Source organism: Streptomyces sp. NPDC090994, from assembly GCF_044768905.1.
GTDB lineage: Bacteria > Actinomycetota > Actinomycetes > Streptomycetales > Streptomycetaceae > Streptomyces.
Genome location: NZ_JBIVWS010000019.1, coordinates 26,726 through 39,047, shown reverse-complemented (window position 1 = coordinate 39,047; position 12,322 = coordinate 26,726). Strand labels below are relative to the sequence as shown.

Annotated in this window: 13 protein-coding genes; 5 read left to right on the top strand and 8 right to left on the bottom strand. The window is 72.4% G+C overall.

Annotated elements, in window-relative coordinates:
* Window positions 1–70: 70 nt before the first annotated feature.
* A complete protein-coding gene (locus ACIQR3_RS29510; RefSeq protein ID WP_403543688.1) occupies window positions 71–1,591 on the bottom strand; it encodes an MFS transporter in 1,521 nt (506 codons plus the stop codon).
* A gap of 116 nt (window positions 1,592–1,707) precedes the next feature.
* Here ACIQR3_RS29510 and ACIQR3_RS29505 point away from each other — a divergent pair, with 116 nt between their 5' ends.
* Window positions 1,708–2,163 (top strand): RpiB/LacA/LacB family sugar-phosphate isomerase, encoded by a 456-nt coding sequence (locus ACIQR3_RS29505; protein ID WP_215168305.1) that lies wholly within the window; start codon window positions 1,708–1,710, stop codon window positions 2,161–2,163.
* 79 nt (window positions 2,164–2,242) lie between these two features.
* Here ACIQR3_RS29505 and rocD read toward each other — a convergent pair whose 3' ends face one another.
* From rocD to ACIQR3_RS29490, 3 genes are all read right to left on the bottom strand, one after another.
* The gene (gene rocD, locus ACIQR3_RS29500; RefSeq protein ID WP_403543687.1) at window positions 2,243–3,463 is read right to left on the bottom strand and encodes an ornithine--oxo-acid transaminase; all 1,221 of its coding nucleotides are present in this window, start codon (window positions 3,461–3,463) and stop codon (window positions 2,243–2,245) included.
* Window positions 3,463–4,281, bottom strand: a complete 819-nt coding sequence (gene ddaH / locus ACIQR3_RS29495; RefSeq protein WP_403543686.1) for a dimethylargininase — start codon at window positions 4,279–4,281, stop codon at window positions 3,463–3,465. The genes rocD and ddaH overlap by 1 nt, the downstream gene beginning before the upstream one ends.
* Before the next feature lie 126 nt (window positions 4,282–4,407).
* Window positions 4,408–4,923 carry an Lrp/AsnC family transcriptional regulator gene (locus tag ACIQR3_RS29490; protein ID WP_403543685.1) on the bottom strand — a complete coding sequence of 172 codons (516 nt, stop codon included), beginning with the start codon at window positions 4,921–4,923 and terminating at the stop codon, window positions 4,408–4,410.
* A 77-nt stretch (window positions 4,924–5,000) separates the two neighbouring features.
* On the opposite strand from ACIQR3_RS29490, the gene ACIQR3_RS29485 reads away from it, so the two are divergent.
* Genes ACIQR3_RS29485 through ACIQR3_RS29470 form a run of 4 tightly spaced genes read left to right on the top strand, consistent with a single transcriptional unit; the run spans window position 5,001 to window position 9,060 of the window.
* Complete coding sequence (locus ACIQR3_RS29485; RefSeq protein WP_215168302.1) at window positions 5,001–5,750, top strand: LytTR family DNA-binding domain-containing protein; 750 nt, start codon at window positions 5,001–5,003, stop codon at window positions 5,748–5,750.
* 3 nt (window positions 5,751–5,753) lie between these two features.
* Window positions 5,754–6,116 carry a hypothetical protein gene (locus tag ACIQR3_RS29480; RefSeq protein WP_403543684.1) on the top strand — a complete coding sequence of 121 codons (363 nt, stop codon included), beginning with the start codon at window positions 5,754–5,756 and terminating at the stop codon, window positions 6,114–6,116.
* Window positions 6,117–6,121: 5 nt separating this feature from the next.
* A complete protein-coding gene (locus ACIQR3_RS29475) occupies window positions 6,122–7,858 on the top strand; it encodes a cation acetate symporter (RefSeq protein WP_403543683.1) in 1,737 nt (578 codons plus the stop codon).
* Window positions 7,855–9,060, top strand: coding sequence for a sensor histidine kinase (locus ACIQR3_RS29470; protein ID WP_403543682.1), 1,206 nt, complete (start codon window positions 7,855–7,857; stop codon window positions 9,058–9,060). Before ACIQR3_RS29475 ends, ACIQR3_RS29470 begins: the two co-directional genes overlap by 4 nt.
* Before the next feature lie 3 nt (window positions 9,061–9,063).
* On the opposite strand, the gene ACIQR3_RS29465 is transcribed toward ACIQR3_RS29470, so the two are convergent.
* The 4 genes from ACIQR3_RS29465 to ACIQR3_RS29450 all read right to left on the bottom strand — a co-directional run bounded on the left by ACIQR3_RS29465 (window position 9,064) and on the right by ACIQR3_RS29450 (window position 12,299).
* Window positions 9,064–9,234 carry a hypothetical protein gene (locus ACIQR3_RS29465; RefSeq protein WP_215168298.1) on the bottom strand — a complete coding sequence of 57 codons (171 nt, stop codon included), beginning with the start codon at window positions 9,232–9,234 and terminating at the stop codon, window positions 9,064–9,066.
* 54 nt (window positions 9,235–9,288) lie between these two features.
* Window positions 9,289–10,242, bottom strand: coding sequence for a cytochrome c oxidase assembly protein (locus ACIQR3_RS29460; protein ID WP_403543681.1), 954 nt, complete (start codon window positions 10,240–10,242; stop codon window positions 9,289–9,291).
* A 123-nt stretch (window positions 10,243–10,365) separates the two neighbouring features.
* Window positions 10,366–11,391 (bottom strand): 6-phosphofructokinase, encoded by a 1,026-nt coding sequence (locus ACIQR3_RS29455; RefSeq protein ID WP_403543680.1) that lies wholly within the window; start codon window positions 11,389–11,391, stop codon window positions 10,366–10,368.
* Window positions 11,392–11,570: 179 nt separating this feature from the next.
* On the bottom strand, window positions 11,571–12,299 hold the full coding sequence (locus ACIQR3_RS29450) for a type 1 glutamine amidotransferase (RefSeq protein WP_403543679.1): 729 nt from the start codon (window positions 12,297–12,299) through the stop codon (window positions 11,571–11,573).
* Between the last annotated feature and the right edge of the window lie 23 nt (window positions 12,300–12,322).

Genomic DNA, 12,322 nt, shown 5'->3' with positions numbered 1-12,322 from the left:
GGGTGTGTGCGCTCCGCGGCCGTGACGCCGGAGCGCCGGCACCGCACCGCCGCCGGACCCCGTGAACGCCTCAGAACCTCGGCGCGGGAGCCTGCTCCTCCACGATGGCCGCCGCCTCCTCCTCGCTCTGCACCGACGGCGGGGACCCCTCCAGCGGCTGCCGCGCGGTCTCCTTCATGCAGGCCACCGCCACCACCCCGACCAGCGCGGCCGCCATCGCGTAGTACGCCGGCATCATCTCCGAGCCGGTCGCGCCGATCAGCGCGGTGATGACCAGGGGAGTGGTGCCGCCGAACAGGGACGTCGACAGGTTGTAGCCGACCGACAGGGAGCCGTAGCGCACCGAGGTGGGGAACATCGCGGGCAGCGCCGCCGACATCGTGCCCAGCAGACACACCAGCGACAGGCCGAGCATCAGCATCCCGCCCGCCACGGCGAGCATGCTGCCCTGCCGCACCAGCAGGAACGACGGGGCGGACAGCACGAAGAAGCCCAGCATGCCGGTCATCAGCACGGGCTTGCGGCCGTACCGGTCGGAGATCCGGCCCACCTGGTTGATGACCAGCATCAGCACGATCATGGTGACGACGAGGATCAGCAGCCCGTGCGTCTCGCTGTAGTGCAGCTCGTCCGAGAGGTACGTCGGCATGTACGACAGCAGCATGTAGTCGGTGATGTTGTAGGCACCGACCAGGGCGACGCACAGCACCAGCATCCGCCAGTGCTGCCGGAAGATCTTCGCGAGGTCGCCCCGGGCCGTCGTCTCCACCGCGGTCGCCGCGTCCGAGACGTGCACGTTGCCCTCCTCCAGCTTCAGGAAGGCGGGGGTGTCGTCCAGGCGCATCCGCAGATACAGACCGACGACCCCGAGCGGACCGGCGACCAGGAACGGGATGCGCCAGGCCCACGCGTCCACCGCCTCCGTGCCCAGCCCGGCGGTGAGCGCGGTCACCAGACCCGCCGCGCAGGTGTACCCGGCCAGCGTCCCCAGCTCCAGGAAGGAGCCGAAGAAACCGCGCCGCTTGTCCGGTGCGTACTCCGCGATGAACGTGGAGGCACCGCCGTACTCGCCGCCCGTGGAGAAGCCCTGGAGCAGCCGGAACAGGATGAGCAGCAGCGGCGACCAGAAGCCGACCGCGGCGTACGTCGGCAGCAGCCCGATCGCGCAGGTGCCGATCGCCATCAGGATCATCGTCAGCGCGAGGACCTTCTTGCGGCCGATCTTGTCGCCCATCGGCCCGAACACCATGCCGCCGATCGGCCGCACCAGGAAGGCGACGGCGAACGTGGCGAACGAGGACAGCAACTGCGCGGTCTCGCTCCCGGACGGGAAGAAGACCCGGCCGATGGTGCCGGCCAGATACGCGTAGATGCCGAAGTCGAACCACTCCATGGCGTTGCCGAGGGCGGCGGCCTTCACCGCCCGCTTGACCGCGCGCTCGTCCGTCACCGTGATGTCCGACCGGCGCAGCCGGGGGTTCTGCCTGCGTCTGACGGCACGGAAGAGAGCCGGGTGACGCTTGAGAGCCGCGGAATCGGGCACGGGCCCGTTGTCGGTGGGAGACGTGGCTGCGTTCCTTTCCGGGGGCATAGCGCTCCAAACGGAACTTATGCTCGTTCATATGCTTTCCAGCTGCACCTGCCACAAAATGCAGATTTCACTCGTACGGATCGGTGTCGCGTCGGTCACCGAGTAGGCTGCGGAGCATGCGGATCGCCGTCTCCTCCGACATGGACGAACCCGTCGCCCGCCTCCTGGTGGAGGAGCTGCGCGGCCGGGGCCACGAGGTGCTGACCCACGGCGCGCTGCGCCCCGGGGACGACCCCGGGTGGGCGGTGTGCTCGGAGCGGGCGGCCCGTGAGGTCGCCGCCGGGCGTGCCGACCAGGCGGTGGTGTGCTGCTGGACCGGCACCGGCGCGTCGATCGCCGCGAACAAGGTGCCGGGCGTCCGCGCGGCCCTGTGCGCGGACGCGTACACGGCGGACGGCGCCCGCCGCTGGAACGACGCCAACGTCCTCGCCCTCAGCCTGCGGCTGACCTCCGGCCCGCTGCTGACGGAGATCCTCGACGCCTGGTTCGCGGGCGAGCCCAGCACGGACGCCGAGGACCGGGAGAGCGTGACCCACGTGACCCGGCTCGACGCCGCCCACCCCGCCCCGTGACACCCGCGGCCGGGGGGCACGGCACCGCGGCCGGCTGCCGCGGCACACCCAGCCCCCGGTCACCCGGGCGCCCCCCGTTTCAGAGCGTCAGCACCTTCTCCAGCGCCGCCAGCGCCCCCTCAAGCTCCTTCGCCGTGATCGTCAGCGGTGGTGCCAGCCGGATCGTGGAGCCGTGGGTGTCCTTGACCAGGACGCCCTCCCGCATCAGGCGCTCGCTGACCTCGCGGCCGGTGCCCAGCGCCGGGTCGACGTCGACGCCCGCCCACAGCCCGCGCGCCCGGAAACCCACGACGCCCCGCCCGACCAGCGCCGCCAGCCCCTCCCGCAGCAGCACGCCCAGCTCGGCCGCCCGCCGCTGGTACTCGTTCGTCTCCAGCAGCTCGACCACCGCCGTGCCGACCGCCGCGGCCAGCGGATTGCCGCCGAACGTGGAGCCGTGCTCGCCCGGACGCAGCACCCCGAGCACCTCCCGCCGGCCCGCCACCGCCGACACCGGCACGATGCCGCCGCCCAGCGCCTTGCCGAGCAGCACCAGGTCGGGGACGACCGCCTCGTGCTCGACAGCCAGGGTGTGCCCGGTGCGGCCCAGCCCCGACTGGATCTCGTCCGCCATGAACAGACAGCCCGCCCGCCGGGTCACCTCCCGCACCCCCGCGAGGTAGCCGTCGTCCGGGATCAGCACCCCCGCCTCGCCCTGGACCGGCTCGATCAGCACCGCCGCCGTCGTTTCGTCGACCGCCGCCTCCAGCGCCGCCAGGTCGTTGTACGGCACGACACGGAACCCGGGCGTGAAGGGGCCGAAGCCCGCGCGGGCCGTCTCGTCCGTGGAGAAGCTCACGATCGTCGTCGTACGGCCGTGGAAGTTGTCCGCCGCCACCACGATCGTCGCCTCGCCGTCCGGGACGCCTTTCACGTCGTACGCCCACTTGCGGGCCACCTTGATGCCGCTCTCCACCGCCTCCGCGCCGGTGTTCATCGGCAGCACCATGTCCATGCCGGTCAGCGCGGCGAGGCGCTCGGCGAACAGGGCGAGGCGGTCGTTGTGGAAGGCGCGCGAGGTCAGCGTCAGCCGGTCCAGCTGCCGGTGGGCCGCCTCGACCAGCGCCGGGTGGCGGTGGCCGAAGTTGAGCGCCGAGTAACCGGCCAGCAGGTCCAGGTAGCGGCGGCCCTCCACGTCCTCCATCCAGACGCCCTCGGCGCGGGCGACGACCACGGGCAGCGGATGGTAGTTGTGCGCGAGGACCGGCTCCTCCGCGCGGATCAGCTCGGCGGACGTACGGGTGTGCGCGGTGGTGGTCATCAGCGGATCTCCTGAGTGCAGCACTTGATGCCGCCGCCCGCCTTGTGGAACTCGGACAGGTCGACGGGGACAGGGACATAGCCGCGCTCGGCGAGCCGGCCGGCGAGGGCCGTCGCCCCCGGTGAGAGGAACACGTGGCGCCCGTCACAGACGGAGTTGAGGCCGAACGCCAGCGCGTCCTCGCACGTCGCGAGCACCGCGTCGGGATACAGCCGGGCGAGTACCTCACGGCTGCCCGGACTGAACGCCTCTGGGTAGTAAGCGATATTTCCGTCGTGTCCGTCATCGAGCACGAACAGTGCCGTGTCCAAGTGGTAGAAGTACGGATCCACCAGCGTCAGCGAGATCACCGGCACGCCGAAGAACTCCTGCGCCTCCCGGTGCGCCTCCGGCGCCGTACGGAATCCCGTGCCGGCCAGGATCCACCGCCCGGCCGGCGCCAGATCGCCCTCGCCCTCGCACACCGACCCCGGATGCCGCACCTCGTACCCCCGCTCCTTGAACCACGCCTCGTACGGCAGTGTCTCGGCGCGGCGCTCGGGCGCGAGGAAGCGGGAGCCGAGGACGCGGCCCCCGACGACGACCGCCGCGTTGGCGGCGAACACCATGTCGGGCAGGCCGGGCACCGGCGCGACACGCTCGACGGTGTGGCCGTGGGCGCGGTAGGCGTCGACCAGGGCCTGCCACTGGTCGAGGGCGCGGATGACGTCCACCGGCCGGTCGGGGTCCATCCACGGATTGATCGCGTACCGCACGGCGAAGTGCCGGGGCTCGCAGACCAGGAAGCGCCGCCTGCGCGGCACACGGGAGTCGGGCACAGCGGGATCCCTCCGCTTCGCTCACAGGGGGTGACGGGGTGTGTCACCACGGTAAGAAGAGGCGGAGACGCCCGACAAGCGACGAAAGCTGCGTGTCCGCGCAGCAATCATGCGTAGTTCAGCCGTTCAGCGCAGGTCCACTGCGCGCGCAGGGGCCTCGTCAGGGGCAGGGTGGCTGGCCCCGGCCTCCGGGCTGTCCGGGATCAGATGCGACAGCACCATCACACTGATCGTCTTCCGGATGAACGGCTCCACCCGGATCCGCTCCAGCACCTCCTCGAAGTGCTCCACGTCCCGCGCCCGTACGTGCAGCAGCGCGTCCGCACCGCCGGTCACCGTCATCGCCGCCGTGATCTCCGGATGGTTGCGCACCACCTCCGCCAGCCGCCGCGGCGGCGCCGCCCCCTCGCAGTACACCTCCACGTACGCCTCCGTCCGCCAGCCCAGCGCGGACGGCCGCACGGTCGCCGTGAACCCGGTGATCACCCCGGTCTCCCGCAGCCGGTCCACCCGCCGCTTGACCGCCGTCGCCGACAGTCCGATCCCGGCGCCGATCTCGGCGAAGGACGTCCGGGCGTTGGCCATCAACGCGGTCACGATCTTCCGGTCCAGCTCGTCGAAGGAGCCCGGCCTGCTGCTCATGCGGGCACTGTATCCCTCACATACGTCCACGTCGGGCCCGTGTTCACACGTCCGGATCGCCCCTAGACTCCACGTCCATGCTGCGCGCCCTGGCCGTCGACGACGAACGCCCCTCGCTGGAAGAGCTGGTGTACCTGCTCGGTGCCGACCCGCGGATCGCGACCGTCGAGGGCGCCGGCGACGCCACCGAGGCGCTGCGCCGCGTCAACCGCGCCCTGGAGTCGGGCCCCGACGGACCGGACGCCCTCGACGTGGTCTTCCTCGACATCCAGATGCCGGGCCTGGACGGCCTGGACCTGGCCCGGCTGCTCACCGGTTTCGCCCGGCCGCCGCTGATCGTGTTCGTCACCGCCCACGAGGACTTCGCCGTACAGGCGTTCGACCTCAAGGCCGTCGACTACGTCCTCAAACCCGTCCGCCGCGAGCGCCTCGCCGAGGCCGTCCGCCGCGCCGCCGACCTGCGGGGCGCCCTGCCGCGCATCCCCGTCCACGAACCCGACCCCGGCCACATCACCGTGGAGCTGGGCGGCGTCACCCGCTTCGTCGCCGTCGACGACATCACCCACGTCGAGGCCCGCGGCGACTACGCCCGGCTGCACACCGCCCAGGGCAGCCACCTGGTCCGCATCCCCCTGTCCACCCTGGAGGAGCGCTGGCGCTCCCGCGGCTTCGTCCGCATCCACCGCCGCCACCTGGTCGCCCTGCGCCACATCGGCGAACTGCGCCTGGACGCCGGCACGGTCAGCGTCCTGGTCGGCGGCGAGGAACTCCAGGTCAGCCGCCGCCACGCCCGGGAACTGCGCGACCTGCTGATGAGAAGGACCTGAACCGTGCCCCAGGACCCCGCCGAGCGCCGCGTCACCGTCACCGGCCCGCCCCGCCGCACCCGCCGCCGGACCTCCGCCTACTACCGCCCGCGCACCGAGATCGACGAGCAGACCACCCTCGGCCACACCTACGTCCGCTCCCTGATGCGCACCCAACTGCGCGCCGCCCTCACCGTCTTCGCCGTCCTCGCCCTGCTCATCGGCCCGCTCCCGCTGCTGTTCGCCGCGATGCCCGACGCCCGCCGCCTGGAGTGGGCCGTCCTCGGCTTCGCGCTGTACGCCCCGCTGGTCCTGCTCGCCCGCTGGTACGTGCGCCGCGCCGAACGCAACGAACGCGACCTGGTCCGGCTCGTCGAGGACCGCTAGCCACCGTGCAGTCGAGCTACGCCGTCCCCGCCGTCGCCCTCGTCGTCGTCGCCACCGTCCTGGTCGGCGCCTTCGGCCTGCGCATCTCCCGCACCACCTCCGACTTCTACGTCGCCTCCCGCACCGTCGGCCCCCGCCTCAACGCCGCCGCCATCAGCGGCGAGTACCTCTCCGCCGCGTCCTTCCTCGGCATCGCCGGGCTGCTCCTGGTCCAGGGCCCCGACATGCTCTGGTACCCGGTCGGCTACACCGCCGGCTATCTGGTGCTGCTCCTCTTCGTCGCCGCCCCGCTGCGCCGCTCCGGCGCCTACACCCTCCCCGACTTCGCCGAGGCCCGGCTCGCCTCCCAGGCGGTGCGGCGCCTCGCGGGCGCCTTCGTCGTCGGCGTCGGCTGGCTCTACCTGCTGCCCCAGCTCCAGGGCGCCGGGCTGACCCTGACCGTGCTCACCGACGCGCCCGACTGGCTCGGCGGGGTCATCGTCGCCGTCGTCGTCACCGCCACCGTCGCCGCCGGCGGCATGCGCAGCATCACCTTCGTCCAGGCCTTCCAGTACTGGCTCAAGCTCACCGCCCTGCTCGTCCCCGCCCTCTTCCTGATCCTCGCCTGGCAGGCCGACGGCGCCCCCAGCCGCGCCTTCGACGAACCCGCCGCCTTCCGCGAGCAGCGCACCGTCCGCGTCCAGGACACCCTCACCCTGAAGCTGGAGACCCCGCTGACCGTCACGGTCGACGGCACCGTCGACGGCCGCCGCCACGACGGCACCCGGCTCCGCCTGCCCACCGGCCCGCACCGCGTCGACGCCGGCACCCGCCTCACCTTCGCCCCGCACACCCCGGTCCCCGCCGCGACCGTCCACGGCGCCGACGACGCCCTGACCCCGTCCCGCGCCGAGAGCCGCACCGAACGCCCGCTGTACGCCACCTACGGCCTGATCCTCGCCACGTTCCTCGGCACCATGGGCCTGCCGCACGTCGTGGTCCGCTTCTACACCAGCCCGCACGGCGTCGCCGCCCGCCGCACCACCGTCGCCGTCCTCGGCCTGATCGGCGCCTTCTACCTGCTGCCGCCCGTCTACGGCGCCCTCGGCCGCCTCTACGCCCCCGAACTCGCCCTCACCGGCGACGCCGACGCCGCCGTACTGCTGCTGCCCGGCCGCATGATCGGGGGAGTGGGCGGCGACCTGCTCGGCGCCCTGGTCGCGGGCGGCGCCTTCGCCGCGTTCCTGTCCACCGCCTCCGGACTGACCATGGCCGTCGCCGGCGTCCTCACCCAGGACGTCCTGCCCACCCGCGGCGTGCGGCACTTCCGGCTCGGCACGCTGCTCGCCATGGCCGTGCCGCTCGCGGCGAGCGTCCTGGTGGGCGGGCTGCCGGTGGCCGACGCGGTCGGCCTCGCCTTCGCCGTCTCCGCCTCCTCCTTCTGCCCGCTGCTCGTCCTCGGCATCTGGTGGCGGCGGCTGACCCCGCCCGGCGCCGCGGCCGGGATGCTGGTCGGCGGCGGCTCCGCGCTGCTCGCCGTGGCCGCCACGATGGCCGGCTTCCCCGGCGCCGGCGCGCTGCACGCCCTGCTGGCCTGGCCCGCGCTCTGGACGGTGCCGCTGGGCTTCCTCACCATGATCACGGTGTCGCTGGCCACCCCCGGCCGGGTGCCGACGGGGACCGCCGCGATCCTGGCCCGGTTCCACCTCCCCGAAGAACTGCGCACGGAGGAACTGCGCCCCCAGGAAGGCAGAGCGGCATGAGCGGATTCCTGGCGGGACTGTGCGTGGCCGTCCTCCCGCTGCTGGCGGCCGGTTTCTGGCTGGGCCGGCGCACCGCCCGCCCCGAGAGCCTCGGCGGACTCGGCACCCCCGTCGAGCACGCCACCTTCGAGACCCTGCACACCGCCTCCCTCGCCGCGCCCCCGCTCCGGGCGGGCCTCACCGAGGAGACCGCCCGCAAGTCCGCCCGCAAACTGCGCTCCCTGCTCGGCACCGACGCGCTGTGCCTGACGGACACCGAGGAGGTCCTGGTCTGGGACGGCGCCGGCGCCCACCACCGCACCGAGATCATGGAACTGCTCGCCGGCCCGCTGGAGACCGGCCGCGGCGAGGCGTTCCCGCTCACCTGCTCCGCCCCCGACTGCGCGGTGCGCTGGGCCGTCGTCACCCCGCTCACCGTCGACGACCGGGTGCACGGCGCGCTGGTGGCCTGCGCGCCCCGCGAGTCCGCCGTCCTCGTCCGGGCGGCCGGCGAGGTCGCCCGCTGGATCTCCGTACAGCTGGAACTCGCCGACCTCGACCGCTCCCGCACCCGCCTCATCGAGGCCGAGATCAAGGCACTGCGCGCCCAGATCTCCCCGCACTTCATCTTCAACTCGCTCGCGGTGATCGCGTCCTTCGTCCGCACCGACCCCGAACGCGCCCGGGAGCTGCTGCTGGAGTTCGCCGACTTCACCCGCTACTCGTTCCGCCGGCACGGCGACTTCACCACCCTCGCCGACGAACTGCACGCCATCGACCACTACCTGGCCCTGGTCCGCGCCCGCTTCGGGGACCGCCTCGCCGTCACCCTGCAGATCGCCCCCGAGGTCCTGCCGGTCGCGCTGCCCTTCCTCTGCCTCCAGCCCCTGGTGGAGAACGCCGTCAAGCACGGCCTGGAGGGCAAGTCCGGCACCTGCCGCATCCAGATCACCGCGCAGGACGCGGGCGCCGAGGCCCTCGTCGTCATCGAGGACGACGGGGCCGGCATGGACCCCGCCCTGCTCCGCGCGATCCTCGCCCGCGAGGTCAGCCCGTCCGGCGGCATCGGCCTGTCCAACGTCGACGACCGGCTCCGCCAGGTGTACGGCGACGACCACGGCCTGGTCATCGAGACGGCCGTCGGCGCGGGCATGAAGATCACGGTCCGGCTGCCGAAGTACCAGCCGGGCGTCCACTCGGCCGCCCGGCCGGCCCGCGGCTGAACCTCAGGCGCTGCGGGAGGCGACCATCCCCAGCGTGATCAGACCCAGCAGCACCCAGCCGAACCACAGCCAGCCGTTGCTGCCGAGCGCCACCGTGTACGCCGTCACCGCCACCAGGCCGCCGATGGTCAGCGCCCCCATCGTCTTCGTGGAACCGTCCGTGGAACCGGGCATCGCGACACCCTCCTCATGGGCCGATCCCCTCCATGGTGCCCCGAAGGGTCCCGCTCAGCTCCCGCGTGTCTGCAAAGAGGCCAGATAGGCGTTGTACGCCGCCAGCTCCTTGTCGCCGTCCCGGTCGGCGGCCCGGTCCTTGCGCCTGGCCTGCCGCTGGTCCGAGGCGTACCACTGGAACAGCAGCGCGATCAGCACCAGGACCGAGGGCACCTCGCTGAACGCCCAGGCGATGCCGCCGGCCGCGTTCTGGTCGGAGAGCGCGTCGATGCCGAGCGAGGCGGGCGGGTTCTCGAACGTCGAGACCATCGGCGAGGACGCCATCATCAGCGCGATGCCGAAGAACGCGTGGAACGGCATGCCCGCGAACAGCTCCAGCATCCGCATCAGATAGCCCGGCCGGTGCGGGCCCGGGTCCACGCCCATGATCGGCCAGAAGAAGACCACGCCGACGGCGAGGAAGTGCACCATCATCGCGATGTGCCCGACCCTGGAGCCCATCAGGAAGTCGAACAGCGGCGTGAAGTACAGCGCGTACAGGCTCGCGATGAACAGCGGGATCGTGAACACGGGGTGGGTGATCACCCGCATGTACCGGCTGTGCAGCAGCATCAGCAGCAGCTCCCGCGGCCCCTTGCTGCCCCGTACGGAGGCCGGCGGCAGCGCGCGCAGGGCCAGGGTGACCGGGGCGCCGAGCAGGATCAGGATGGGCGACACCATGCTGATGACCATGTGCTGCACCATGTGCACGCTGAACATGACCATGCCGTAGTCGTTCAGCTTGGTGCACATCACCAGCGCGATGCTCAGTACGCCGGCGACGTACGCCACGGTCCGTCCGACCGGCCATGCGTCGCCACGCCGGGCCAGCCGGACGACCCCCCAGCCGTAGAGCGCGAGCCCCAGCAGGCAGGCGACGAGGAAGAAGGGGTCCATGGACCACCCGAGCCCCCGCCCCAGCGTGAACGGCGGCAGCTCGGTCATCATGCCGTGCCCGCTGTGATCCATCGCCGGCTCCCATTTCATGCTGATTGACGCTGTCTGTCCGCCCCAAGACTAGAACCGCCCCCGGCGACCGATGTCACCGGGGGCTGAACAGCGCTTCCCCAAGGGGCGCGGGACTGTGCCGGCCTAGAGAACGCACTCCGCTTCCGCGTACCGGTCACCGGGCACCGTCTTCAGCGTCTCCACGGCCTCCGCCAACGGCACCGTCACGATGTCCGTCCCGCGCAGGGCCGTCATCTTCCCGAACTCGCCCCGGTGCGCGGCCTCCACCGCGTGCCACCCGAACCGCGTCGCCAGCACCCGGTCGTACGCGGTGGGCGTCCCGCCCCGCTGCACGTGTCCGAGGATCACCGGCCGCGCCTCCTTGCCGAGCCGCTGCTCCAGCTCGATGGAGAGCTGCCGGGCGATCCCCGCGAAGCGCTCGTGACCGTAGACGTCCTTGCCGCCCTCGTCGAACGCCATCGTGCCCGGCTTCGGCTTGGCGCCCTCCGCCGCCACCACGATCGCGAACCGCTTGCCCGCCGAGAACCGCTCGCCGACCTTCGCGGCCAGCTCCTCTATGTCGAAGGGCCGTTCCGGCACGACGACGGCGTGCGCGCCGGCCGCCATCCCGGAGTGCAGCGCGATCCAGCCGGTGTGCCGGCCCATGACCTCGACGATCAGCACCCGCTGGTGCGATTCGGCGGTGGTCTTCAGCCGGTCCAGCGCCTCGGTCGCCACCGTCACGGCGGTGTCGAAGCCGAAGGTGACGTCCGTGACAGCGATGTCGTTGTCGATGGTCTTGGGCACCCCGACTATCGGCAGCCCGTTGTCGGACAGCAGCCGGGCCGCCTTCAGCGTGCCCTCGCCGCCGATCGGGATGATCGCGTCGAGCCCCAGCTCCCGGACGTGCCCCCGGGCCCGCTCCACGCCGTCCCGCAGCTGCTCGGGACGGACCCGGGAAGAGCCGAGGATGGTGCCGCCGAGGGCCAGGATGCCGCCCACGGCGTCGAGGTCGAGCTTGAGGTAGTCGCACTCCAGGAGGCCCTTCCAGCCGTCCCGGAAACCGATGACCTCGTCGCCGTGGTCGGCGACGGCACGGTGCACGACGGACCGGATGACGGCGTTCAGGCCGGGGCAGTCGCCGCCGGACGTGAGGACACCAATGCGCATAGCCCGATTTACCTTCTCCAGTGGGCACGGGTCCGGACCGCGATGTCCGGCTCGGATGCCGCCACCCTAGCGGCATCCGCGGGCCCGTCCGCACGGGGCGTCCGCCTGCTGGACGTGCCCGCTCACCTGTGCGGACACGCCATCAGACGGGCCGGTGGCGTGCGGGCCGGCGCCGTGTGTCAGGCGGACTGCTGGGCCGACGCGATGCGCTCGTCGCGCAGCGCCTCGTACCACCGGTCGTCGGTCGGCGGCAGCGCGTTCACGTCCAGGGCCAGCTTCAGCAGCAGGTCCGCGATGAGCGGGTTGCGGGCGAGCACCGGACCGTGCATGTACGTACCGAAGACCGTGTCGTTGAACGCGCCCTCCGTGCCGTCCCCCGTGCCGTTGCCGTTGCCGAAGCGGACCTGGGCGAGCGGGCGGGCGGTGGGGCCCAGGTGGGTGACGCCCTGGTGGTTCTCGAAACCGGTCAGCGGGGGCAGGCCGAGGCGCGGGTCGATGTCGCCGAGGACGTCGCCCACGCACCGCTCGCCCTCGCCGCGCACCGAGACCACGTCGAGCAGGCCGAGGCCGGGCTCGCGCTGGCCGAGGTCGTTGACGAACTCGTGGCCGAGAATCTGGTAGCCGGCGCAGACCGAGAAGACGATCGCGCCGTTGCCCACCGCCCGGTGCAGACCGCCGTCCCGGCGCAGCCGCTCCGCCGCGAGCCGCTGCGGCCGGTCCTCGCCGCCGCCGATCAGGTAGATGTCGCCGGAGGTCGGGATCGGCTGGTCGCTGCGCACGTCGAGCCGGGCCACGTCCAGGCCGCGCTGCCGGGCGCGGCGCTCCACGACGAGGACGTTGCCCTGGTCGCCGTAGGTGCTGAGCAGGTCCGGGTAGATCCAGACGATGCGCAGTTGGTTGTCGCTCACTCTCAAGTTCCCTACCGGTGTCG

Bases quoted from the DNA above. Each gene is read 5' to 3' on its own strand.
- ACIQR3_RS29490 (WP_403543685.1), bottom strand. From the start codon at position 4,923: ATGAGCAGCAGGCCGGGCTCCTTCGACGAGCTGGACCGGAAGATCGTG.
- ACIQR3_RS29470 (WP_403543682.1), top strand. From the start codon at position 7,855: ATGAGCGGATTCCTGGCGGGACTGTGCGTGGCCGTCCTCCCGCTGCTG.
- ACIQR3_RS29485 (WP_215168302.1), top strand. From the start codon at position 5,001: ATGCTGCGCGCCCTGGCCGTCGACGACGAACGCCCCTCGCTGGAAGAG.
- ACIQR3_RS29510 (WP_403543688.1), bottom strand. From the start codon at position 1,591: ATGCCCCCGGAAAGGAACGCAGCCACGTCTCCCACCGACAACGGGCCC.
- ACIQR3_RS29460 (WP_403543681.1), bottom strand. From the start codon at position 10,242: ATGGATCACAGCGGGCACGGCATGATGACCGAGCTGCCGCCGTTCACG.
- ACIQR3_RS29465 (WP_215168298.1), bottom strand. From the start codon at position 9,234: ATGCCCGGTTCCACGGACGGTTCCACGAAGACGATGGGGGCGCTGACC.
- ACIQR3_RS29505 (WP_215168305.1), top strand. From the start codon at position 1,708: ATGCGGATCGCCGTCTCCTCCGACATGGACGAACCCGTCGCCCGCCTC.
- rocD (WP_403543687.1), bottom strand. From the start codon at position 3,463: ATGACCACCACCGCGCACACCCGTACGTCCGCCGAGCTGATCCGCGCG.
- ACIQR3_RS29455 (WP_403543680.1), bottom strand. From the start codon at position 11,391: ATGCGCATTGGTGTCCTCACGTCCGGCGGCGACTGCCCCGGCCTGAAC.